The organism is Streptomyces longisporus, from assembly GCF_039532765.1.
Lineage (GTDB): Bacteria > Actinomycetota > Actinomycetes > Streptomycetales > Streptomycetaceae > Streptomyces > Streptomyces longisporus.
Genome location: NZ_BAAASG010000009.1, coordinates 258281 through 281259 on the forward strand (window position 1 = coordinate 258281; position 22979 = coordinate 281259).

Genomic DNA, 22979 nt, shown 5'->3' on the forward strand with positions numbered 1-22979 from the left:
TCCCGATGCGGTCACGGTCGGGACTCGTGAAGGACACCAGGTCGCCGACGGGTTGTCAGAGGGGTCTGAGACGCTTGAGGACATGCGCGAAGTGGAGAGTCGTACGGGCACCGGGCGGGTCGTCGTCGTCGGAGCCGGGATCGCCGGACTGGCCGCCGCCCACCGGCTGTTGCAGCGGGGCGCGCGGGTGACCGTGCTGGAGGCGTCGGACCGCGTCGGCGGCAAGCTGCTGCCCGGCGAGATCGCGGGCGCGCGCGTGGACTTCGGCGCCGAGTCGATGCTCGCGCGCAGACCGGAGGCGGTGGCCCTGGCCCGCGAGGTGGGCCTCGACGACCGGCTGCAGCCGCCGGCCACGGCGACGGCCTCGATCTGGACCCGCGGCGCCCTGCGTCCCATGCCCAAGGGCCACGTCATGGGCGTCCCCGGCACCGCCGCCGCGCTGACCGGCGTCCTGTCCGACGAGGGCCTGGCCCGCATCGAGCGCGACGCCGACCTGCCGCGCACGGAGGTCGGCGACGACGTCGCGGTCGGGGAGTACGTGGCGGCCCGGCTCGGCCGCGAGGTCGTCGACCGCCTGGTGGAACCCCTCCTCGGCGGTGTCTACGCGGGCGACGCGTACCGCATCTCGATGCGCTCGGCGGTCCCGCAGCTGTACCAGGTCGCCAAGACGCACGACTCGCTCACCGAGGGCGTCCGCGAGCTCCAGGCCAGGATGGCCGCCGCCCAGCAGACCGGCCCCGTCTTCATGGGCATCCGCGGCGGCATCGGCAGCCTGCCCCTCGCGGTGGCGGACTCGGTGCGCGCACGCGGCGGCGAGATCCTGACCGGGACGCCGGTGACCGAGCTGCGCCGCGAGACCTCCGGCGGCTGGCGCGTCGTCGCCGGAGACCGTGTGCTGCACGCGGACGCCGTCGTGGTGGCCGTCCCCGCCCCCGCGGCCGCCGGTCTCCTGCGCCCGGAGGCCCCGGAGGCCGCCGCCGAGCTCGCCGCCGTCGAGTACGCCTCCATGGCCCTGGTCACCCTCGCCTACCGCCGCGCCGACACCGCCCTGCCCGAGGGCAGCGGCTTCCTCGTCCCGCCGGTCGACGGACGCACCATCAAGGCGTCGACGTTCGCCTCCCAGAAGTGGGGCTGGATCGCCGAGGAGAGCCCGGACACGGTCGTCCTGCGCACCTCCGTCGGCCGTTACGGCGAGACCGAGATCCTTGAGCGCGAGGACGTCGGCCTGGTGGACGTCTCCCGTCACGACCTGCGCGAGGCCACCGGACTGGACGCCACCCCCCTCGAAACCCGCGTCACCCGCTGGACCGACGGCCTGCCCCAGTACCCCGTCGGCCACCACGCGCGCGTGGCCCGCATCCGCGAGCACGTGGCCAAGCTGCCGGGCCTCGCCGTGTGCGGCGCCCAGTACGACGGCGTCGGCATCCCGGCCTGCATCGCGAGCGCGTACGCCGCCGTGGACCAGATCGGCGGGGACCTGAGCGCTGTGGAGGAGCTCACCGCCCACCCGGTGCAGAGTCTGCACGGCGGAGCGGGAGAATAGCGACATGAGTGACGACGCCCCCACCACCGCCCCGGACCGCATCGCGAACAAGGGCAAGCTGGCCAAGGACCTCAACGAGGTCATCCGCTACACCCTGTGGTCCGTCTTCAAGCTGAAGGACGTGCTGCCCGAGGACCGCGCGGGCTACGCCGACGAGGTCCAGGAGCTGTTCGACCAGCTCGCCGCCAAGGACGTGACGATCCGCGGCACGTACGACGTGTCGGGCCTGCGCGCCGACGCCGACCTCATGATCTGGTGGCACGCCGAGACCAGCGACCAGCTGCAGGAGGCGTACAACCTCTTCCGCCGCACCAGGCTCGGCCGCGCCCTTCAGCCGGTCTGGTCGAACATGGCGCTGCACCGCCCCGCCGAGTTCAACCGCTCGCACATCCCGGCCTTCCTCGCCGACGAGACGCCCCGCAACTACGTCAGCGTCTACCCCTTCGTGCGCAGCTACGACTGGTACCTGCTGCCCGACGAGGACCGCCGCCGCATGCTCGCCGACCACGGCAAGATGGCCCGCGGCTACCCGGACGTGCGTGCCAACACGGTCGCCTCGTTCTCCCTCGGCGACTACGAGTGGATCCTGGCCTTCGAGGCCGACGAGCTGTACCGCATCGTCGACCTCATGCGCCACCTGCGCGCCTCCGAGGCCCGTATGCACGTCCGCGAGGAGGTCCCGTTCTACACGGGGCGCCGCAAGGACATCGCGGAACTCGTGGCGGGCCTGGCGTAGTCGGCGCCCGGTTGTCGCGTGGTCACGGCCGGGCGGTCTTTCCCTTCAGGTTCTCCTTGATGGGAGCCGGGTGGGCCCGGCCGTCCGTAGCGGCCGGGTTCGGCTCCGCGTGCGGGGCGCAGGACGCCTGCTCCTGCGGCAGCCGGCCCTCCAGCAGATACGCGTCCAGGTAGCCGTTGATGCACCGGTTCGGGCCGCCCGCGATGCCGTGCGTGCCCGCCCCCCGCTCGGTCACCAGCACCGAGCCGTTCAGCCGCCGGTGCAGCTCCACGGCACCGTCGTACGGCGTCGCCGCGTCCCGCTCGGCGGCCAGGATCAGCGTCGGCGGCAGCTCACCCGGCCCGGTCCGCACATCGAGCGGCTGCTGCCGGGGCGCCGGCCAGTAGGCGCACGGCAGGTTCATCCACGCGTTGTCCCAGGTCTCGAACGGGGCCACGCGCGCGAGCTGCGTGTTGTCCCGGTCCCAGACCTTCCAGTCCGTCGGCCAGGGCGCGTCGTTGCACTCGACGGCGGTGTACACCGCGTTGGTGTTCTCCGCCTCGGCGGCCGTCTCGGTGGCCGGACCGGCCTGCTCGACCAGCGGCTTCGCATCGCCCTTCAGATAGGCCGACAGCGCCTTCGCGCGGGTCGCCCAGTAGTCGTCGTAGTACCCGGCCGACAGGAACGCCGCCTGCAGTTCCGCCGGCCCCACCTTGCCGCCCGCCGGCTTCGCCGCGAGCTGCTCGCTCGCCTTCTCGTAGCTGGCCTGCACCTCGTCGGCCGTCTTCCCCAGCCCGTAGACGTCGTCGTGCCGGGCGATCCACTCCCGGAAGTCCGCCCAGCGCTTCTCGAACGCGGCCGACTGGTCGAGGTTGTTGCGGTACCAGATCTGCTCGGGAGCCGGGTTCACCGCCGAGTCGAACACCATCCGCCGCACATGCGAGGGGAACAGCGTCGCGTACAGCGCCCCGAAGTAGGTGCCGTACGACGCGCCCATGAAGGTCAGCTTCCCCTCGCCGAGCGCGGCCCGCACGACGTCCAGGTCACGGGCGTTGTTGAGCGAGTTGAAGTACTGCAGCCCGCCACCGGACCGCTTGGCGCAGCCCGTCGCATAGGCCTTGGCCTCCTTGATGCGCTCCTGTTTGTACGCCTCCGAGGGGTACGTCGGCGCCTGCGAGGGTGCCTTGAAGAAGAGCTTGGGCTCCTCGCAGGACAGCGGCGAGGACTTGCCGACGCCGCGCGGGGAGTAGCCGACCAGGTCGTAGGCCGCCGCGAGCCGCTTCCACTCCGGGAGCATCCCGACGAGCGGGAAGTACAGGCCGTCACCGCCGGGCCCGCCGGGGTTGTAGACCAGGGCGCCCTGCCGGGGCACCCGCCGCTTGCTGTTCTGGGGGTCCTTGTGCGTGGCCGTCACCCGGCTGACGGTCAGCTTGATCTGCTTGCCGCGGGGATGCGCGTAGTCGAGCGGCACGGACACCGTGCCGCACTCCATGGTGCCGGGCATGTCCTGCGCGGCGGCACACTTGCCGAACTCGATGCCGGCCGCCCGGGCGCGCGCGGCGGCCACCGCCGTGCCCTGCAGCTCGGCCGCGTCCGGGGCGACGGGGGTGCTGCCTGCCGGGGCGGCCGCGAGGGCGGTCAGGAGCAGTGATCCGGCGGCCGTGTAGAGGGCGGCAGCTCTCATGACGTAATCCCTTCGGTGCATGGCAGCGACAAAAGGGATGTTTCGTTCGGTGCATGCAGAAGGCAAGCACCGCCCCGGCGGTGTCGTCCTCAATGCCCCCTATGCGCCCCTGGCGTGTGGTTCGCGCCAGGACTGGTCGCGGTGCGCGAAGGCCGCGCGCAGGTCCGGTTCGCCGATCGCGCGGACGCCTCGTACGGCGACGGTGGTGAGATACGTACGGTCGTCACCGTTCGAGGCACGCCGGGTCAGGGCGCCCAGCAGCCGCTGCCCGGCCGGGGAGGCCCAGCGCGAGTAGGGGTGGGCCTCGACCCGGGCGATGGCGAGGCAGCTCAGCGTCAGCGCGAGCGGCAGGGCGAACCACAGGGCGACCAGGCCGCGCGGCATGTCCGGCTGGGCGGGCACCAGCAGCGCGACCGCCCCCAGCACGAGCACGGCCACCGCGGCGAGCTGCACCTGGCGCACTCCGGCCGCGACGGTGGTCCGGGCGCCGGCGGGCACCGCCAGGCCCGCGTCGACGAGCCGGTCGCCGAGGCCGGCGACCGCGTCCGCGGAGGCCGCCGCGGCCCGGACCGGGGCGATACGGCTCTGTCCCTCGGGCCCGATGGCCCCTATGACGGACCGCTCCATGTCGTCCCGCCCGCGCGGGTCGACCACCGTCGCCCACCCCGTGTGGGCGAGCAGCAGGCGCCGCTGCCGGGCCATGGAGACCATGGTCAGATCGGCGACCCTGCCGGGTCCGCCGGACAGGAACGCGGCCTCGTAGAGCGTCAGATCATGACGCCTGGCCTGCGTTGCGGCGCCCCCGTCCCCGCCCGCCGCACGTACGGCGGCCAGGCACAACCGCGTGCACGCGGTGCCGGCGGCGGCCCAGGCCAGCAGCAGGAGAACAACCCAGAACATGCCGCGTTTCTATGCCAGATGCCCGGAGAAATGCCATGCCCTGTTCACGATGCGGACGGAGTGTTGTGGGTATGTGACGTTCCGTTTTTTCGGCCGGGCAAGGGTCACGGCGGCGGGCTGGAGGCGGCCGGCGGCAGCGTGTAGGTCGGGGACGAGGACGGCTCGACCGGGACGACGGGGCCGGGGCCCGTGGTCGGGTCGGCCGGCGGGGGAGCGCTCGGGGAGGCCATGTCCTGGGCGAGGGCGTCCCAGTCGATGTAGCCCGTGGCCTCCAGGACCTTGATGTGGTCCAGCACGGTCGTGTTCGCGTCGTCGGCGAGCGCGCGCACCAGCGAGTTGCGGGTGCTCGCACGGACCTGGGCGACGACCGAGAACACCTTGCCGTGGGCCAGCCGCAGGATGTTGGCGAACTTGCTGTCGTAGTCCGTGCCCTGCGCCGCGTTCAGCGTCGCCAGCCACTGCTTCTGCTGGTCGTTGGGCTCGTTGGGCAGCTGCAGCCCGAGCTTGGCCGCCACGTCCCGTACCCGCTGGTCGAGGAAGGTGTGCCCCAGGACCAGATGCTGGCCCGCGGTGCGTACGGCGTCGGTGGTGCCCTTCTGCTCGGCCTGCTGTCCGGCGGGCAGCTCCCACAGGCCGGCAAGCCGGACCTTCGTGATGAAGTCGCGGTCGAGCGCGGACAGCGGACCGTACTGCGTCGAGACGGTGTCGGCGTTCAGTACGGCGGCACTGACTCCGGTCCCGGACCGGTCGGCGTACGACCAGATCGGGAAGATCAACGCCAGCAGGGTGGCCGTCAGGCCGATGATGATGACCCCGGTGCCGCTGAATATGCCTCGGCCGGTGACAGGTGGTCGCGGTCGCATGGTGCCTCCTACGGCACCGCATATTACTGCGGGGTTCGGAGGGCCCCGCTGTCGCGACCGTCACTCTGGCGCTCAGCGGTGCAGGAGCACCCGCCGCGCCGCCCGGGCCATCCTCACCGCCGGCCGCTGCGAGCGCGGGAGGGGGCCCGACCGCTCCAGCCACCACTCCCTGAGCTCCCGCCGGGCCCGGCCGTCCTCCGGGCGCCCGTCGAGCAGCAGCTGCCCGGCGAAGTCCAGGGCGTCCCGGCGATAGCCGCCGGTCATCGGGTGCCGCTGGGCGTACGCGAGGAAGGCGGGCCGGTACGTTTCTCCGAGGATCACCGGCAGCTCGGGCGCGACCTTGGCCACGACATCCGCCCGCTTCCCGGCGAGCGCCCGCGCCTGTACCCCCAGCCGCACCCGGTCGAACCCCTCCGGCACGGGCGTCCCGGCGACGAGCGCGGACAGCAGGGCGGCCTGAGCGAGCCCGAGACGCTGCCGGGCTGCGTCGGTCGCAGGGGCGGCGACGGAGCCCACGACCGCCTCCGCCGCCTCTGACACAATCTCCTCGCGTATCGCCCGTCCCTTCGCCACGGCTGCCCGGATCGCCTCCAACTCCCCTTCCAGTTCGGCAGGTTCGGGAAAGTTCTCGTCCCTCTCCAGCAGCACGCCGGGCGGCGAGATCCGGGCGGCGAGGTCGGTCAGGATGTCGAGGACGGGCTGCGGCACCGGGTGGGCGTGGCTGTCGTGCCAGACGCCGTCGCGTGCGAAGCCGCCCGCGACATGGACGTACGCGATGGCCTCCAGCGGCAGCTCGGCGAGCGCCTTGCCCGGGTCCTCGCCGCGGTTGACGTGGTTGGTGTGCAGGTTGGCGACGTCGATCAGCAGCCGTACGCCCGTCCGGTCGGCGAGCTCGTACAGGAACTGCCCCTCGGTCAGCTCCTCGCCCGGCCAGGAGATCAGCGCGGCGATGTTCTCGACGGCGAGCGGCACCGGGAGCGCGTCCTGTGCGATACGGACGTTCTCGCACAGCACGTCGAGGGCGTCCCGGGTGCGCGGCACGGGCAGCAGATGTCCGGCCTCCAGCAGCGGGGACGCCGTCAGCGGCCCGCCGGCCCGTACGAACGCGATGTGCTCGGTGACCAGCGGCGCGCCCAGCGCCTCGGCCCGCTCGGCGAGTGCGGTGAGCCGGTGCTCGTCGGGCCGGTCGGCGCCGCCGAGGCCGAGCGAGACGCCGTGCGGGATCACGGTCACCCCGCGGGCGCGCAGCCGCCGCAGTGACTCGGGGAGGTGTCCGGGGCACACGTTCTCGGCCACGGCCTCGACCCAGTCGATGCCGGGCATGCGCTCCACGGCGTCGGCGATCTCCGGCCGCCACCCGATGCCCGTTCCCAGTCGCTCCATGGTCCGTCCCCTCCCTGCCGTCTCCTCGAAGAACGTGACGGGGGTATGGCCCCGCCGCTCGGACGCGAATCCCGTCGCCGGAACCTTCAGAGCAACATTTGAGGTTCGGCCCGGTCGGCTCGGCTCACCGCAGCACACCCTCGGAGTCCACCGGATCCGGCCGGTTGGTGTTGACCGTGCCCGGCGCGCCCGGCGAGGGCCGGGAGGTGGTGCCGATGTCACCGGTGGGCTCGGCGGCGGGCGCCGAGGGCGCCACCTGGCCGGGGACCGGTGCGGACGGGCCGGTGGGGCTGGCGGTCGTGGTGGCCACCGCGTCGTCGGCGATGGCGTCGAAGTCGACCCGGCCGGTCTTCTCCAGCACCGTGATGTGGTCGAGGACCGTCTGGTTGGCGTCCGAGGCCAGCTGCCGTACCAGCGTGTTCCGGGTGGAGTTGCGGACGGTGCCGATGGCCGGGAATATCTTGCCGTGCGCGGAGCGCAGCAGGTTCACGAACTTGTACTCGTACTCCGCGCCCGTCGCCGCGGTCATCTCCTGCAGCCAGCCCTGCTGTTGCTCGTTCGGCTGGTTCGGCAGTTCGACGCCGAGCCGGGCCGCGACGATCCGCACCCGCTTGTCGAGGTCGGTGTGGCCGACGATGAGGTGGTCGCCGGCCTCCTTGATCGCCTGGCTCGGTGCGCGCTCGACCGCCTGCTGCCCGGCGGGCAGCTCCCACAGACCGGCCAGCCGCACCCGCACGATCAGATCGCGGTCGGCGGCGGTCAGCGGCCCCCACTGGGTGTTCACCGTCCCCGCCGCGAGGTTCGCCTGGCCAGTGCCGGACCGGTCGGCGTAGGACCACACGGGGAACGCGATGGCTCCGATGGTGACGACGAGGGCCGCGACGAGCAGGGCCGTACCGTTGATCCGCATGCCGGGAAGTACGCGCGGGACCCTCGCCTTGTTCAAGGAAAAGAAAAAAAGCTAAATGACTGGTAAAGCGGTGGCGTCCCCGGGTCAGCGCAGCGCCGGGTGATCGGCCACCACCGTGCAGGAGCCCGGCGCGATCTCCGTGAAGCCCGCGTCCCGCACCAACGGCAGCCCGCTCGTGGTCAGTCGGCCCCAGCGTTCCGGGTCGGCGCTCCGTACGGCGAGCGGGAAACCCGCGTCCCGCCAGGCCGCCCGCTCCTCGTCCGACAGCTCCCACCAGGCCAGTTGGGCGCCGTGTCCCGCCTGCGCCATCGCCTTGCCTGCGGACATGTCGAGATCGGGGTTCAGCCACAGCACCGGCACCGTGGGGTCCGCCGTCGCCGGCGGCTCCGGGTCGTCGAGATCGGTGCCGGAGACCTGCAACCGGGCCAGGTCCTTGGGCCATCCGTCGAGCGGTACGGGCGGGAACACCCGTACCTCCGCCGACTTGCCGCTCACCGTGATCCCGGGCAGCGCCTCGGCTCGCCGCCACTCGGCACCGCGGGCGCGCCGCACCACCTTGCGGATCCGGGCGTCCTGCCAGTCCCGCATGACCTCGGCCCACTCCCCGTCGCCGAGGGAGCGCTCGTCGCTGAGCATCCCCAGTACGGCCCGGGCCGCGGTCTCCAGTGCGTCGGTACGGGCGGGCGGTGCGGCCTTCTCGATGTGCACGACGAGAGGCAGCACGAACTGGGGTGCCTGATCGCGCTCGTTGGGCTCGGACCGGAAAGGGCTGTCGTCGGCGGACGTCACATCTCGGCTCACATCAGCCAACCTTAAGGGGGTGCCGGGCAGCGCCACTTTGCGAGGATGACGCCATGCGACGTGATCTTCGGCTCGACAACGTCGGCCGCCGCTACGGCATCCGCGGCCCCTGGGTCTTACGCGGCGTCCACCTCGCCGTGACGCCGGGCACACTGACCCGCGTCGAAGGAGCGAACGGCACCGGCAAGTCCACTCTCCTGCGGCTGCTGGCCGGGCTGGACGCCCCCAGCGAGGGCCGCATCACCGGCCGCCGCCGCACGGCGTACGTCCCCGAACGCTTCCCGTCGGCCCTCCCGTTCACCGCGCACGGCTACCTCACTCACCTGGGCACCATCCACGGCCTCTCCCGGCGTACGGCGATCCGCGCCGCGGGGGAATGGCTGGACCGCTTCGGGGCAGCCGCCCACGCCCGCACCCCCATGGCCCAGCTGTCGAAGGGCAGCAGCCAGAAGGTCGCCGTCGCGCAGGCCCTGCTCGCCGAGCCGGAGCTGCTCGTCCTCGACGAGGCCTGGACGGGCCTGGACGCGGCCGCCCGTACCGAGCTGGAGCGGGCCGTCGCCGAGCGCACCGCCGCGGGATGCGCCGTGGTCTTCGTCGACCACGACCCGCGCCGCCTGGCGGGGGCGCCCGACACCACGTACACCGTGCGCGACGGCGGCCTGGAACGCCGTACCCGCGACACCACCGCACCGTACGACGGCCCGCAGGTGGTGGTCGAGGTGCAGGGCCCGCAGGGCGGGCAGCCGCCCGTCGAGGCACTGGGCGCCCTCGTCTCGACGGAGGAGACCGCCCCGGGCACCTACCGCCTCACCGTTCCCGCCTCCCACTCGGACGTCGTGCTGCGCACCCTGCTGACGGCCCGCCCGCCGTGGCACGTGGTCAAAGTGCAGCCCATCGACAAACACGCCAAGGACGACCACCGATGACCGCCCTCCTGCGCTACCAGGCCGCCCTTCTGCTGCGCTCGCAGCGCTGGCTGCCGCCGGTGATCCTGTACGCGGCGTTCCTCGGCATCGGTGTGCAGAGCGGGCAGCCCGTCCTCGACTCGCTGGGTTACACGGCAGCGGCCCTGCTGCCCGTCGCCGCCTGGCTGGTACGGATCTGCGTCACCGTCGAACCGCCCGAGGCCCGTGCCTGCGTGGCCGCGGCCGCAGGGCCGGGGCGGGCGCATCTGGCCCGGCTGCTGGTGGCCCTGATCGCCGCGGCGGCGCTCGGTACGGCCGCGGTCCTCGTCGTGACCCTGATCAGCGCGCCGGTCAGCACGGACAACCGGACCCGGATCGCACTGCTCCCGGCAGCCGCGGCCGGGCTTCTCGCCACGCAGGCCTGCGCACTGCTCGGCACGGCGGTCGGGGCACTCACCAACTGGCCGGTACTGCGGGCACCCGGCCGGGCGGTCCCGGCGATGCTGCTCACGGCGCTGCTGTCGGCGGTGACGACGGGCTCCCCGGCGCAAGCGGCCGTCAGCGACCTGGTCACCGGCTCCCAGTCGGGCAGGATCCCCGTCCCCCTGCTCCCACTGGCCACGGCAGCCGTCCTCGCAGCGGCGGCGATCACGACGGCCTGCGCCGTCACGTCCCGCCGGTCATCTTGAGCCGGCGCTTTGCTGGGGGCGCTGATGAACCTGCGGGTGGGCAGGGGCTGATCGCGCAGTTCCTCGCGTCCCTTACGGCGCGGCGGCCTGCGGTGTCGCGTCCTGTCGCTCGTAGTGAGTCGGCGCTCCACTGGGTGGTGGTGATCGTGCGGGTGGGTGGGGGTTGGTCGCGCCCATGCGGCGGAGCCGCGAATCGACACAGGCTCGCGCCCCCTGTGGGGGGCGGCAGCCTGCGCTCTTGGGTGCCGCCGCTCACCTGAGCCGGCGCTTTGCTGGGGGCGCTGATGAACTTGCGGGTGGGCAGGGGCTGATCGCGCAGTTCCTCGCGCCCCTTACGGCGCGGCGGCCTGCGGTGTCGCGTCCTGTCGCTCGTAGTGAGCCGGCGCTCCACTGGGGGCCGTGATGATCGTGCGGGTGGGTGGGGGTTGTTCGCGCCCACGCGGCGGAGCCGCGAATCGACACAGGCTCGCGCCCCCTGTGGGGGCGGCAGCCTGCGCTCTTGGGTGCCGCCGCTCACCTGAGCCGGCGCTTTGCTGGGGGTGGAGATGACCGCGCCAGCTGGTGGGGCCGGTCGCGCAGTTCCCCGCCCGCGGCTCGTGTTCCGGCCGTCATCCTGAGCAGGCGGTGCGCTGGGCCTCCTGCCACTCGCACACCGGGCACAGCGTGATCCCCTTGTACGACTCCGGGTACTCCGTCGGTTCGCGGCAGAGTACGCACTCGGCATACGGCGGCCCCTCCGCACGGGGCGGCTTCGTCGCGTCGCGGATGGTGCAGTAGTCCTCGCTCACATCTCCAGCGTAAGCCGCTCACTGCCGACCCCTCGCGGCCCCGATCAGCTCGGACACCTTGACGAACCGGTAGCCCCGCTTGCGCAGCTCCGGCACGATCTGGCGGACCGCCTGCCCGGTCGCCGGCGCCGCACTGCGTGTGCAGTGCATGACGACGACCGAGCCCGGCCGTACCCCCTCCAGCACCTGCCGGGCCACCGCGTCCGCGTCCGTGGCGAACGCGTCGCCGCTCACCACGTCCCACTGCACGGCGGTGACGCCGGTCGCGGCCAGCGCCTTCAGGGCCTGCCGGTCGTAACAGCCGCCCGGGAAGCGGAAGTACGGCATCGCGTTCGGTACCCCGGCCCTGCGCAACGCGGTGTACGCCCGTTCCACGTCCGACCGCATCCGGTCCTCGGAGACGGTCGGCAGGCCGTAGCAGTTACCGGTGAAGCCGTAGTGGCTGTAGGAGTGATTGGCGACCTCGAAGAGCGGGTCCCGCCCGATGGACCGCGCCTGCGCCGGGTATTCCTCAGCCCACCGCCCGGTCATGAACACGGTCGCCGGAACCTTCAGCGCCCGCAGCGTCGCGATCAGCTCCGGATTGTCGAACCGCTCGCCCGCCGCCGCCCGCGCTCCCTGATCGGCGGTCATGTCGGCATCGAAGGTGAGGGCGACCGTTCTGCCCTGTGTGCGGGGGCCGTTCTTGAAGACGGGCGTGAGGCCGGCGGGGCCGCGGGCCAGGGTCGCGGGCCGGGAGGGGGCGGTGGAGGTCGCGGCGGGCGCCGGGCGAGCGGAAGGGGGCGCGCCGGGGGCACCACAGGCGGTGAGCACGCCGCCGAGCGCACAGGCGGCGGCCGCCCGGAGGACGACACGTACAGGTCGTACGGGACTGATCATCGTACGAACATAAATGGATGAAAGGGGTGAATCGTGTATTGGTGAACCCCTCCGCGGCAACGCCCGGCGATCAGCGCCCGTAGCGGCCCGTGAGGGTGCCGGAGGCCGCCGTGTGGCCGGTCAGTGCGCGTTTGACGTCGTCGGCCGTGGCGTCGGCCGACAGGGTGAGGGTCTTGTCGGAGGCGTAGACCGAGAAGACGTAGTGGTGGGGCTTGCCCTTGGGCGGACAGGGGCCGCCGTAGGCGTTCTTCTCGAAGCCGTTGCGGCCCTGTGTGGCGCCCTTGGGTACCTGCCCGGCGGCCAAGTGCGTGTCATGCGGGTCGATGCCCCACATCAGCCAGTGCACGAAGGTGCCGTGCGGGGCGTCCGGGTCCTCGACCAGCACGACCAGCTCGGCGGCGGTGCCCGGGACCCCGGTCAGGTTCAGCGGCGGTGAGATGTCCGCCCCGTCGCACGTGTAGCGGCGGGGGACGGTGCCGCCCTCCAAGAAGGCACTGCTCGTCACGGTGATCCGCCGCGCGGCGCTGGGTGTGGGGACGGACGTGCCACCGCCGTCGCCCCCGCACCCCGAGGCGAGCCCCACTGCCGCCGCGGCGGCGACGACCACGAGCCTGCGATGCATGGGCGAAACGCGACGTCGTGTCGCAGACATGAAGGGTGCAACCTTCCTGTTGGCGGACAGGAACTGTGACCTCGCTGTGTCTATCACCCGGTGCGGGGCGCGGGGCCACACCGGCAACACGTGTCATGTCTCGATCTGGTGGTCCGGCGGGGGAGCCGGCGCGGGCGGCGGCTGATGTTCCTGCGCCCTTTCCAGGAACCGCAGCAGCTCCACGGGGAAGGGCAGCACGAGCGTCGAGTTCTTCTCGGCGGCCACCGCGACCACCGTCTGCAACAGCCTCAGCTGGAGTGCCGCGGGCTGCTCGGCCATCTCCTTGGCCGCCTCGGCCAGCTTCTTGGAGGCCTGGAGTTCGGCGTCCGCGTTGATGATGCGGGCCCGCCGCTCGCGGTCGGCCTCGGCCTGGCGGGCCATGGAGCGCTTCATCGCGTCCGGCAGGGACACGTCCTTGATCTCGACCCGGTCGACCTGCACGCCCCAGCCGACGGCAGGGCTGTCGATCATCAGCTCCAGGCCTTCGTTGAGCTTCTCGCGGTTGGAGAGCAGGTCGTCCAGTTCGCTCTTGCCGATGATCGACCGCAGGGACGTCTGCGCCATCTGGGAGACCGCGAACTTGTAGTCCTCCACCTTGACGAGCGCGTTCGCCGCGTCGACCACCCTGAAGTAGACGACGGCGTCCACCCGCACCGTCACGTTGTCCCGGGTGATGCCCTCCTGGGCCGGCACCGGCATGGTGACGATCTGCATGTTCACCTTGTTGAGCCGGTCCACGAACGGGATGATCATCGTGAATCCGGGCTCCCGCACGGCACCGGCGAGCCGCCCGAGGCGGAAGACCACCCCGCGCTCGAACTGCTTGACGACCCTCGCCGCCGCGGCGAGGTAGACGATCCCCGCGGAACCGGCCACCACGGCCGCCGTCGCCAGCTCAGGAACCATCACGACCCCCTCTGTCAGAGGGCGGGTATGTCTGCTCCTGTAACGATATGCCCGGTGGCTGGCCCCGGGCCACGACGGACCCGGGACCAGCCACCGGCGAGCTATGCGGCCGTGACCCGCACGGGTTCGGTGCCGACCGCGCTGTGCCGCTCGGACCAGTTCTCCAGGGCCGTACGGCAGGCGTGGTCCAGGTGGTGCAGCCCGGACAGGTCCAGCTCGACCGGGCGGTCCTGGGGCAGCGCCTCCAGGCTGTCGAGGATCTTCGGCAGCCGCAGGAAGGTGGCGTTGCCCGAGAGGTGGACCTGGATGGGCCCCGCGCCCTTGTCGACGACCTCGGTCTTGAGATGCGAGGCCTCCCACGCGGTCTTCACCACGGATAGGGCCAGACCGATGAGCACGCCCTCGAACATGTTCACCGCGACGATCGACACCGCCGTCACCACGAGGATCAGCGCCTCGCCCCGGTGGCTGCGCCACAGCGTCGAGATCTGGCGGAACGGGATCAGCTTCCAGCCCGCGTGCACCAGGATGCCGGCCAAGGCGGGAATCGGGACCAGCGCGAGGGCGGAGGGCAGCGCGGCGGCGAACAGCAGGAGCCAGGCGCCGTGCAGCACCCGCGAGGCCTTGGTCTTCGCGCCCGCGTTGACGTTGGCGGAACTGCGCACGATCACCGCGGTCATCGGCAGCGCGCCGAGCAGACCGCACACCGTGTTGCCCACGCCCTGGGCGACCATCTCCTTGTTGTACTCGGTGCGCGGACCGTCGTGCAGCCGGTCCACGGCCGCCGCGCTGAACAGGCTCTCCGCCGAGGCGATCAGCGCGAACGCGATGATCGTGCCCCAGATGGCCGGGGTGGCCAGCTCGCCGAAGGCCGAGGCCCCGGGCACCTGGATGACACCGAACAGGCCCTCCACCGTGACGGTGGCGACCGGCAGGCCGAAGGCCAGGGAGGCGACCGTGGCCAGGACCACCGCGGCGAGGGCGCCCGGCACGGACTGCACCGCCTTCGGCAGCTTCTTCCACAACACGATGACGGCGATGGTGCCCGCCCCGATCGCGAGCGAGGCCAGGGCCGCGCTGCTCGCGAGCGCGTCGGCGAACGCCCCCGGCAGGCCCGCGATCTTGCCGATGCCGGTCGACGGGGCCTTCAGGCCGGCCGCCGCGTAGATCTGCCCGGCGATGATCACCAGGCCGATGCCGCAGAGCATGCCTTCGACGACGGAGACGGATATCGCCCGGAACCAGCGGCCTATCTTGAGGAAGCCCATGGCGAGCTGGAGCAGACCGGCCATCAGCACGATCACGCCGAGCGTGCCGACGCCGAACTCGCTGACGGCCTCGAAGACGAGCACGGTCAGGCCGGCGGCCGGCCCCGAGACCTGGAGGCTGCTGCCGGGCAGGAACCCGGTGACGAGGCCGCCCACGATGCCGGTGACGAGGCCCAGCTCCGCCGGGACGCCGGAGGCGACCGCCACGCCGACACACAGGGGCACGGCGACCAGGAAGACGACTATGGAGGCGAGGAAGTCCTGCCTCAGGTAAGGGTATTTGGTCGTCATCGCGGCGCTCACAGGGCCTTGAAGACGTCGGAGGCGGTGTCGTGCGCCAGGACGGCGCCGGTGTGGACCTCGTAGTACCAGGCGTGCAAGGACAGTTGACGGTCCTTCAGCTTCTTCTCGATGAAAGGGTACGAGCGCAGCCGCAGCAACTGCGTCAGGACGTGGCTCTGCACGCCCTCGGTGACGGCCGGGTCCTCGACCGCGCCTGCCGGGCGCGGGGTGGCGTGCGCGAGCCAGTCGCGCACGGCGGGGACGGCGGTCAGGTCGTCGCCGCGCACCAGGGCACCGACGGCGCCGCAGTGCGAGTGGCCGCAGACGACGATGTCGTCGACCCCCAGCACCTCCACGGCGTACTCGATGGTGGCCGCCTCGCTGGTGGGGTGCTCGGAGGCGAACGGCGGGACGATGTTGCCCGCGGTGCGCAGCTCGAAGAGCTCGCCCGGGCGGGCGCCGGTGATCAGGGCCGGGACGACCCTGGAGTCGGAGCAGGTGATGAACAGCACCTGCGGGGACTGGCCTTCGGCGAGTTTGGCGAACTCCTCAGGGCGCTGTCCGAACGTACGGGCGTTGTCGATGAGGGGCTGCATGATGTGGTGACTCCTCCTGGCGCGCCGCCACGGCGCGTCGGTGTGGGCAGGACAGAGGTGGGGGAACTGCGCTGTTCTGCTTCTCTCTCAGCAGCGGAAGACCTGAAGTGCCGCCGGGGAGTGGGATGTCGAGGGTCTCGACGGATGAGGGGCGCGGTTCGCGACCGGCATGTGCACGGAGGCCGGGTCCTGCCCTTGCAAGGGACGCTCGGGCTCCTCGGGGGTGCATCCGGTGTTCACATGCCGCTCGCGTGGGCGCAGGGGGCCGGTCGGGGCCCCGGAAACTCCGCAGTCGCGGAAGGTCGCGGCCTCCTCACGCAGCGCCTTGCCCGAGAGCTTGGTTCCGGGCAGATCCTTGGCTACGGCATGACGGACCGTGTGCGCGGCTGCGAAGGACGTGGTGGGTGCGAAGAAGGTGAACGCCAGCAGGGCGGCGGCGAGCACGGCCAGTACCGTACGGGTCGTCGTACCTCGGAACATGCGCCCCCCTTCCAGTCGCTCAGCTTCTTGCATCGACCAAGGAATGGTCAACCACCGGTCAAGAAACACGTTAACCCTGCAAAGTTGTTTGCAGGGTTAACTTAACGTTTCCAGCTGAAGAGAGCCTGAAATGCGCTGGTGGGGTGGCGTGAACTAGTCGCTCTCGGCGAGTCCCTTGCCATCGCGCGCCAGCGCGGTGAGCCGGGAGATCGCCCGGAAGTACTTCTTGCGGTAGCCGCCGTTCAGCATCTCCTCGCTGAACAGCCGGTCGAAGGGCAGCCCGGAGGCGAGGACCGGCACCTCACGGTCGTAGAGCCGGTCCGCGAGCACCACGAGCCGCAGGGCCGTCGACTGGTCGGGGACGGGGCGGACGTCGGTGAGGCAGACCGCCTTCAGGCCGTCGGTCAGCGCGCCGTACCGGCTGGGGTGGACCTTGGCGAGATGGTCCAGGAGGTGCGGGAAGTCGTCGAGCGAGGCGCCCGGGGTGGCGTATGCCGCCTTGGTCACCTGCTCGTCGGAGAAGGGCGCCGGTGCCTCGGGCAGACCGCGGTGGCGGTAGTCCTCGCCGTCGATGCGCAGGGCGCGGAAGTGGGCGGACAGGCCCTGGATCTCGCGCAGGAAGTCGGCGGCCGCGAAACGGCCCTCGCCCAGCTTGCCGGGAAGGGTGTTGGAGGTGGCGGCCAGGGCCACACCGGCGTCGACGAGCCTGCCGAGCAGGGTCGACACGAGAACGGTGTCGCCGGGGTCGTCGAGCTCGAACTCGTCGATGCACAGGAGGCGGTGGCCGCTGAGCGTCTGCACGGTCTGCTGGAAGCCCAGGGCGCCGACCAGGTTGGTGAGCTCGACGAACGTGCCGAACGCCTTGAGCGCGGGCTCCGCCGGGGTGGCGTGCCACAGGGAGGCGAGGAGGTGGGTCTTGCCGACGCCGTAACCGCCGTCGAGATAGACACCGCGGGGTCCTGCCGGGATCTTCGGCGCCTTCGGCTTCCCGAAGCCGAGGAAGCCGCGCCTGCCGCCGCCGACGGCGTGCGCCCCGCCGAGCCCGGCCGCGAAGCCCTCGAGGACGCGGACCGCCTCGGTCTGGCTGGGCTGGTTCGGGTCCGGTATGTACGTGCTGAAGCGGACCGAGTCGAAACGCGGCGGCGGCACCATCTCGGCGACCAGGCGGTCCGCGGGGACGTGCGGTGCACGGGCGCACAGGGACAGCGGGGCCGCGTCGGCTATCGGGCTGAGGCCGGGGACGGAAGGGGAGGACGACACGGTTCCCCATGCTAAGCGCCGTGCCACACTGCACGACATGCGACGCCTGTTCCCTGTGACCGACGAGACAGTGCCGAAAGCCCCTGGAACTCCCGGTGAGGAGGGTGTGACCGGTGGGGCCGGCGGACCCGAGGCCCCGGCCGACCGCGAGTGGAGCCTCGCCGAACTCGCCGCCGCCTATGCCTACCCCGAGCCCACCGCGGGTGGCCGGCCCGTCCCGTGGCTGCGCGCGAACATGGTCTCCACGCTCGACGGGGCCGCCCAGCACGACGGCCGTTCGCAGCCGATCTCCAGCGCTGCCGACATGCGGATCTTCGGCACGCTGCGCGGGCTGGCGGACGTCGTGGTCGTCGGTGCGGAAACGGTACGTCAGGAGGGGTACCGGCCGGCACGCGCGCGTGCCGAGTTCGCGGAGCTGCGACAGGCGGCCGGGCAGGCGCCGGCGCCGGCGATCGCGGTGGTCAGCGCCAGCCTGGACCTGGACTTCTCCCTTCCGCTGTTCATCTCGCCGGTCGTGCCGACCCTGGTCCTCACGGGCGCCGCGGCGGCTCCGGACCGGGTCGCCGCCGCCGAGAAGGCCGGCGCCCGGGTGGTGATCGCCGGCGACGGCGTCGGCGTGGAGCCCGCCCGCGCCGTACGGGCTCTGGGTGAGCTCGGGTACACCCGGCTGCTGACCGAGGGGGGTCCACGGCTGCTCGGCCAGCTGATCGCCGCCGGGGTGCTCGACGAGCTCTGCCTCGCCGTCTCCCCGATGCTCACCGCCGGCGACGCACAGCGCATCGCGGGCGGTCCGTCGGTCGCGGTTCCGCAGCGCTTCGTCCTCGCGTCGCTGCTGGAGGAGGAGGGTTTCCTCTTCACCCGCTACCGGCGGCCCTGAGAATCGTTCAGCGGTACCGCCGGTCCCGAAAACGACGGAACCTACCGTTCCGCTTTGCTCGGGGCGGGCACACTGAATCTCGCAGTCCCCGTGACAGCACGGGGCAGGATGGTTTCCGCAGAAGGGGCGCCCGGTGTTCACAAGCGTATTGATGATCGAGAAGGCCCTGACGTCCGCAGACGTGGAGTTCGTCACCAGCTTGCACGGAGACGAGGAGGTCTCCTTCCACGTGCTGCTCCAGCCCCGCGGCGACCAGGCGGACCGCCTGCTGCGGGCCATCGACGACGTCGCGCTCGGCGAACTGGACGAGGTCGCGCGCGAGCGGGACGTCCCCGAGGGGGAGGCCGCGAGGCCCTTCGGGGAACGGGCGTTGGAGGTGTCGCTGCAGGCCTTGCGGGCCGCGGGCAGCTCCGCCGAGGGGCGGCTGATCGAGGATCATCCCTTGGATGCGTTGAAGGGGCTCGTGGACGAGGTGGGGGCGGACGAGGTGATCGTGCTGACCGATCCCCACTACGTGGAGGAGTTCTTTCATCGGGACTGGGCGTCTCGGGCCCGGCACAAGGTCGGTGTGCCGGTGCTGAAGCTGTTCTCGCACAGCAAGGCCTAGACGCCGTCGGGGTGTGGGTGCGATTGCGGCTGCGGCCCTGCTGTGGCTGGTCGCGCAGTTCTCCGCGCCCCTTGGGGGGTGTTGTCGCCGGAGGCAATAGGCTGGGGTGCTGAGACATCCGCAGGACCAGCCGCACAGGGAGACAACGCATGGCACCCGGCCTTCCCCCCGCCATGGAGCGACCGCATTTCATCGGCATCGGGGGGGCCGGGATGTCGGGGATTGCGAAGATCCTTGCTCAGCGTGGGGGCAAGGTGGCCGGCAGTGATGCGAAGGAGTCCGCCACCGCCGAGGCGCTGCGGGCGCTGGGTGTGACCGTGCACATCGGGCATGCGGCGGAGCATCTCGCCGACGACGCCAGTTGTGTCGTCGTGTCGTCGGCGATCCGGAAGGACAATCCGGAGCTGGCCCGCGCCGCCGAGCTGGACATTCCGGTGGTGCACCGGTCCGACGCCCTCGCCGCGCTGATGGACGGGCTGAGGCCGATCGCGGTCGCCGGTACGCACGGCAAGACGACCACGACGTCGATGCTGGCCGTCTCGCTGAGCGAGCTGGGGCTGAAGCCGTCGTACGCGATCGGCGGCGACCTGGACGCGCCCGGTTCCAACGCCCTGCACGGCGAGGGCGAGATCTTCGTCGCCGAGGCCGATGAATCGGACCGCAGCTTCCACAAGTACGCGCCCGAGGTCGCGATCGTCCTCAACGTCGAACTGGACCACCACGCCAACTACGCGTCCATGGACGAGATCTACGAGTCCTTCGAGACGTTCGCGGGACGGATCGTGCCGGGCGGCACACTGGTGATCTCCTCCGACCACGAGGGTGCGCGTGAGCTGACCCGGCGGCTGGCCGGTTCGGTGCGGACGGTGACGTACGGCGAGGCCGAGGACGCCGACGTACGGGTCCTGTCCGTCGTACCGCAGGGGCTGAAGAGCGAGGTCACGGTCCTGCTGGAGGGGCAGGAGCTCACCTTCGCCGTCTCCGTGCCCGGCCGTCACTACGCGCACAACGCCGTGGCCGCTCTCGCGGCGGGCGTCGCGCTGGGCGTCCCCGCCGCCGAGCTGGCCCCCGCCCTGGCCGCGTACACCGGTGTGAAGCGCCGGCTGCAGCTGAAGGGCGAGGCGGCCGGCGTACAGGTCATCGACTCCTACGCCCACCACCCGACGGAGATGACCGCCGACCTGGAGGCGATGCGGGCCGCGGCGGGCGAGGCGCGGATCCTGGTCGTCTTCCAGCCGCACCTGTTCTCGCGGACGCAGGAGCTCGGCAAGGAGATGGGGCATGCGCTGGCCCTGGCGGACGCGTCGGTCGTCCTCGACATCTATCCGGCCCGCGAGGACCCGATCCCGGGCGTGACGAGCGAGCTGATCATCGAGGCGGCACGGGCCGCGGGCGCGGACGTGACGCCCGTCCACGACAAGGACGAGGTGCCCGAGGTCGTGGCGGGAATGGCGAAGGCGGGTGATCTCGTTCTCACCATGGGCGCGGGCGACGTCACCGACCTCGGACCGCGCATCCTGGACCGTCTCGCGAAGTAAGGGGCTGAGCTTCATGTCGTACGACGTCGAAAAGCCGGACGAGCAGTGGCGTGCGGAGCTGACCCCGGCCGAGTACGCGGTGCTGCGCCAGGCTGCGACCGAGCCCGCCTTCACGGGTGAGTACACCGACACCAAGACGACGGGCGTCTATTCGTGCCGCGCCTGCGGCGCCGAACTGTTCACCTCCACCACGAAGTTCGAGTCGCACTGCGGCTGGCCGTCCTTCTACGACCCGAAGGACACCGACGCGGTGGAGCTGATCGAGGACCGCTCGCACGGAATGGTGCGCACCGAAGTGCGGTGCGCGCGGTGCGGGTCGCATCTCGGGCACGTCTTCGAGGGCGAGGGATATCCCACGCCCACGGACCAGCGGTACTGCATCAACTCCATTTCCCTGCGGCTGACCGCTGACGAGGGCTGACCGTCCTAGTCCGCCGTCCTGGCATACGTGTAGGGGGCGGCGACCGCGCCGCTGTGGTGATCCGCCGCGCGCAGGGCGGCGGTGAGGCGTTCGCGTGGTTTCAGGCCGAGGCCGGCGGTGGCGTGGAGGGCGCCGAGGGCGTACTCGTCGCCGCAGCCGACCGCGGCGTACCCGTCCGCGGACTCGCTGACCTGGTAGTCGCCGTGGATGGCGAAGAGTCTGCCGTGGATGCCCACGAGGAAGCTGCCGGCCCGTTCCTGCTCGGACTCCTTGCGCGCCCAGCCGCCGTCCTTGAGACAGGCGCGGACCGCGTTGACGAAGGTCGTGGCCATGAAGCGGTAGAGGGCACCTTCCGGGTGCGGGGCCTCGAGTGCGTAGTGCAGCAACTGGCCCATGCGGAAGGACGTGGTGTACCCGAGGACGTAGGGTCCGTTGGTGAACACCTTGGGGTCGCGGCAGATGGTGAGCCGGTAGTCGTCACTGCCCGCGGAGTCTCCGGCCAGATGTACTCGCTTGCGGTGAACCAGGCCGACGATGACGGTCAAGTCAGCACCCCCGTAGTGGTGTTGAGGCATGGGTGGCCGCCTCGGGGCATTTCTGCCCGCCGACTGCGCGGAGTCACCGCTTCCGTTCAGCGGTACTTCATCAACAGTTCTGTGGCGCGTCATACTCGGCGGGGCGGCCGAGCGGGCTCGTGGTGTGGGGCCGGGCCGGTGACCCGCGGCCGCGGCGTCTGCTGCGCGGTGGGCGGTGGGGCCACAACAGGACGTATGCGGCGGAACCGGCCGCGAAGGCCAGACGGATCAGGCCCTGGGCGGAGTCCGAGGGGATGAACAGGGCGCTGCCGTACAGGGAGATGAGGGCGAGCCAGCTGACCCAGGGGACCAGTCGGCGCTGGCCGATGGAGTCCCAGATCAGGGTGCCGAGGAGGACCGAGGCGTTGTAGTACGTGTAGACGCTCGGGTCCAGGACGATGCGGGCGTCGGCGGCGAGCAGCACGACGGCCGGCCAGCGGTGCCGGCGGACGGCCAGGGCGCCCAGGGCGATGCCGAGGGCCATCTGGGCGGGGCGGTCCCACCAGGGGGTGGCGGCGTCGTGCACGCCGAACCAGCGCAGGGCCGAGGCGGGCTGGTTCGGGATCGTGAAGCGGGCGGCGGCCAGGGTGTCCAGGTGCGTGAGGTAGAACGGCAGCCAGGCGACGGCCACCAGGCCGACCGTCCAGGCGGCGGAGCGCAACCGGACGGGGCGCGGCAGGGCCAGCAGCAGGGGCAGGAAGCCGACCGCCCAGGGTTTGGAGTCCACCGCCAGGGCCAGGAAGACGCCCACGGCCGTCGCGTTCCCGCGCACCAGCGCCCGTACGGCGAGGGTGGTGAAGAACAGCGCCAGGACGTCGTCCAGGTGCGCGAAACGCACCGAGACCTCCACCCACATCGGGATGAAGGCCGCTCCGGCGATCAGCACGCGCTGCTGGAGGCGTTTGTGGTTGAGTCCCGTGCCCCGGTAGTGGTCGGCGGCGGCGCGGCCGACCAGCACCAGCATGTACAGGCCGAGGCCGGACATGAACGCGTCGGCGAGCTTCTCGCCGAGTTCGGCGGGGAAAGGCGCGAACAATCCGGCGACCAGGAAGCTGACCGGGCCGATCTGCAGCTCGGGGTGGTTGGCGTAGAGGGCGAGGCCGCCGCCGGGGAGCTGGTGGAAGAGCAGCTGCTGGCCCCTGACCAGATAGTGCCAGGACACGGCTTCATGGCGTTCGGCCACGAAGAACCAGGCGACTGTCCACAGGGCCAGCAGTGCGATGTGCCAGCGAACCGGATAGCCGCCGATACGGCCGATCCGTGCCCCGTCCCCGGGCACGGCTGTCGCCGTCCTCCGCTTCCGCACTTTCCGTCCTCCCCCTCCGCCCGCGCCCGGCGTCGGGACGGCCGAGGTCGCTGGTACTACCCCGTCATCCCATTAGAGGGGGACTCGGCGCTGTGGGTTGCCTGTCCGGGGCCACGATCCCGGCTACTGGACGAGAGACGCGAGGTCGGCG

24 protein-coding genes are annotated in these 22979 nt (G+C 71.7%); 8 read left to right on the plus strand and 16 right to left on the minus strand.

Translation table 11 applies throughout. The features are described from left to right. Positions 1 to 52: 52 nt before the first annotated feature. Positions 53 to 1543, plus strand: a complete 1491-nt coding sequence (gene hemG, locus ABD355_RS20125) for a protoporphyrinogen oxidase (protein ID WP_344401858.1) — start codon at positions 53 to 55, stop codon at positions 1541 to 1543. A 4-nt stretch (positions 1544 to 1547) separates the two neighbouring features. After that, positions 1548 to 2279 carry a hydrogen peroxide-dependent heme synthase gene (gene hemQ / locus ABD355_RS20130; RefSeq protein WP_344401859.1) on the plus strand — a complete coding sequence of 244 codons (732 nt, stop codon included), beginning with the start codon at positions 1548 to 1550 and terminating at the stop codon, positions 2277 to 2279. Positions 2280 to 2301: 22 nt separating this feature from the next. Here the strand turns inward: hemQ and ABD355_RS20135 are convergent, their stop codons facing one another. From ABD355_RS20135 to ABD355_RS20160, 6 genes are all read right to left on the minus strand, one after another. Further along, positions 2302 to 3942, minus strand: a complete 1641-nt coding sequence (locus ABD355_RS20135) for an alpha/beta hydrolase (protein WP_344401860.1) — start codon at positions 3940 to 3942, stop codon at positions 2302 to 2304. 99 nt (positions 3943 to 4041) lie between these two features. Then, on the minus strand, positions 4042 to 4842 hold the full coding sequence (locus ABD355_RS20140) for a TIGR04222 domain-containing membrane protein (protein ID WP_344401861.1): 801 nt from the start codon (positions 4840 to 4842) through the stop codon (positions 4042 to 4044). Between the two features lie 104 nt (positions 4843 to 4946). Beyond that, positions 4947 to 5705: a DUF4142 domain-containing protein gene (locus tag ABD355_RS20145; RefSeq protein ID WP_344401862.1), complete on the minus strand. Its 759-nt coding sequence runs from the start codon at positions 5703 to 5705 to the stop codon at positions 4947 to 4949. Between the two features lie 72 nt (positions 5706 to 5777). Continuing rightward, on the minus strand, positions 5778 to 7088 hold the full coding sequence (locus ABD355_RS20150; RefSeq protein ID WP_344401864.1) for an MbnB/TglH/ChrH family RiPP precursor modification enzyme: 1311 nt from the start codon (positions 7086 to 7088) through the stop codon (positions 5778 to 5780). A gap of 124 nt (positions 7089 to 7212) precedes the next feature. Beyond that, a complete protein-coding gene (locus tag ABD355_RS20155; protein ID WP_344401865.1) occupies positions 7213 to 7998 on the minus strand; it encodes a DUF4142 domain-containing protein in 786 nt (261 codons plus the stop codon). An 84-nt stretch (positions 7999 to 8082) separates the two neighbouring features. Further along, the gene (locus tag ABD355_RS20160; RefSeq protein WP_344401866.1) at positions 8083 to 8799 is read right to left on the minus strand and encodes a peptidyl-tRNA hydrolase; all 717 of its coding nucleotides are present in this window, start codon (positions 8797 to 8799) and stop codon (positions 8083 to 8085) included. 53 nt (positions 8800 to 8852) lie between these two features. Here ABD355_RS20160 and ABD355_RS20165 point away from each other — a divergent pair, with 53 nt between their 5' ends. Both ABD355_RS20165 and ABD355_RS20170 read left to right on the plus strand, forming a co-directional pair. Next, the gene (locus tag ABD355_RS20165) at positions 8853 to 9725 is read left to right on the plus strand and encodes an ABC transporter ATP-binding protein (protein ID WP_344401867.1); all 873 of its coding nucleotides are present in this window, start codon (positions 8853 to 8855) and stop codon (positions 9723 to 9725) included. Continuing rightward, the gene (locus ABD355_RS20170) at positions 9722 to 10393 is read left to right on the plus strand and encodes an ABC transporter (RefSeq protein WP_344401868.1); all 672 of its coding nucleotides are present in this window, start codon (positions 9722 to 9724) and stop codon (positions 10391 to 10393) included. The genes ABD355_RS20165 and ABD355_RS20170 overlap by 4 nt, the downstream gene beginning before the upstream one ends. A gap of 608 nt (positions 10394 to 11001) precedes the next feature. On the opposite strand, the gene ABD355_RS20175 is transcribed toward ABD355_RS20170, so the two are convergent. From ABD355_RS20175 to zapE, 8 genes are all read right to left on the minus strand, one after another. Then, a complete protein-coding gene (locus ABD355_RS20175; protein WP_344401869.1) occupies positions 11002 to 11181 on the minus strand; it encodes a hypothetical protein in 180 nt (59 codons plus the stop codon). Positions 11182 to 11199: 18 nt separating this feature from the next. Beyond that, positions 11200 to 12060 carry a polysaccharide deacetylase family protein gene (locus ABD355_RS20180; RefSeq protein ID WP_344401870.1) on the minus strand — a complete coding sequence of 287 codons (861 nt, stop codon included), beginning with the start codon at positions 12058 to 12060 and terminating at the stop codon, positions 11200 to 11202. Between the two features lie 70 nt (positions 12061 to 12130). Continuing rightward, positions 12131 to 12682 carry a YbhB/YbcL family Raf kinase inhibitor-like protein gene (locus ABD355_RS20185; RefSeq protein WP_344401871.1) on the minus strand — a complete coding sequence of 184 codons (552 nt, stop codon included), beginning with the start codon at positions 12680 to 12682 and terminating at the stop codon, positions 12131 to 12133. Positions 12683 to 12805: 123 nt separating this feature from the next. Then, entirely contained in the window at positions 12806 to 13618 is an 813-nt protein-coding gene (locus tag ABD355_RS20190; protein ID WP_344401872.1) for a slipin family protein, read from the minus strand. Between the two features lie 101 nt (positions 13619 to 13719). Continuing rightward, entirely contained in the window at positions 13720 to 15177 is a 1458-nt protein-coding gene (locus ABD355_RS20195; protein ID WP_344401873.1) for a SulP family inorganic anion transporter, read from the minus strand. A gap of 8 nt (positions 15178 to 15185) precedes the next feature. Beyond that, on the minus strand, positions 15186 to 15764 hold the full coding sequence (locus ABD355_RS20200) for a carbonic anhydrase (protein WP_123968085.1): 579 nt from the start codon (positions 15762 to 15764) through the stop codon (positions 15186 to 15188). Between the two features lie 87 nt (positions 15765 to 15851). Then, positions 15852 to 16244, minus strand: coding sequence for a hypothetical protein (locus ABD355_RS20205; RefSeq protein ID WP_344401874.1), 393 nt, complete (start codon positions 16242 to 16244; stop codon positions 15852 to 15854). A gap of 153 nt (positions 16245 to 16397) precedes the next feature. Beyond that, positions 16398 to 17504: a cell division protein ZapE gene (gene zapE / locus ABD355_RS20210; RefSeq protein ID WP_344401876.1), complete on the minus strand. Its 1107-nt coding sequence runs from the start codon at positions 17502 to 17504 to the stop codon at positions 16398 to 16400. A gap of 37 nt (positions 17505 to 17541) precedes the next feature. Here zapE and ABD355_RS20215 point away from each other — a divergent pair, with 37 nt between their 5' ends. From ABD355_RS20215 to msrB, 4 genes are all read left to right on the plus strand, one after another. After that, positions 17542 to 18381: a pyrimidine reductase family protein gene (locus ABD355_RS20215; RefSeq protein WP_344401877.1), complete on the plus strand. Its 840-nt coding sequence runs from the start codon at positions 17542 to 17544 to the stop codon at positions 18379 to 18381. Positions 18382 to 18514: 133 nt separating this feature from the next. Further along, positions 18515 to 18988, plus strand: a complete 474-nt coding sequence (locus tag ABD355_RS20220) for an indole-3-glycerol phosphate synthase (protein ID WP_344401878.1) — start codon at positions 18515 to 18517, stop codon at positions 18986 to 18988. Between the two features lie 149 nt (positions 18989 to 19137). Next, positions 19138 to 20526 carry a UDP-N-acetylmuramate--L-alanine ligase gene (gene murC / locus ABD355_RS20225; protein ID WP_344401879.1) on the plus strand — a complete coding sequence of 463 codons (1389 nt, stop codon included), beginning with the start codon at positions 19138 to 19140 and terminating at the stop codon, positions 20524 to 20526. Between the two features lie 13 nt (positions 20527 to 20539). Beyond that, the gene (gene msrB, locus ABD355_RS20230; RefSeq protein ID WP_115909777.1) at positions 20540 to 20947 is read left to right on the plus strand and encodes a peptide-methionine (R)-S-oxide reductase MsrB; all 408 of its coding nucleotides are present in this window, start codon (positions 20540 to 20542) and stop codon (positions 20945 to 20947) included. A gap of 5 nt (positions 20948 to 20952) precedes the next feature. On the opposite strand, the gene ABD355_RS20235 is transcribed toward msrB, so the two are convergent. Continuing rightward, on the minus strand, positions 20953 to 21492 hold the full coding sequence (locus ABD355_RS20235) for a hypothetical protein (RefSeq protein ID WP_344401880.1): 540 nt from the start codon (positions 21490 to 21492) through the stop codon (positions 20953 to 20955). Between the two features lie 100 nt (positions 21493 to 21592). Beyond that, positions 21593 to 22828: a hypothetical protein gene (locus ABD355_RS20240; protein ID WP_344401881.1), complete on the minus strand. Its 1236-nt coding sequence runs from the start codon at positions 22826 to 22828 to the stop codon at positions 21593 to 21595. Positions 22829 to 22979 lie beyond the last annotated feature (151 nt).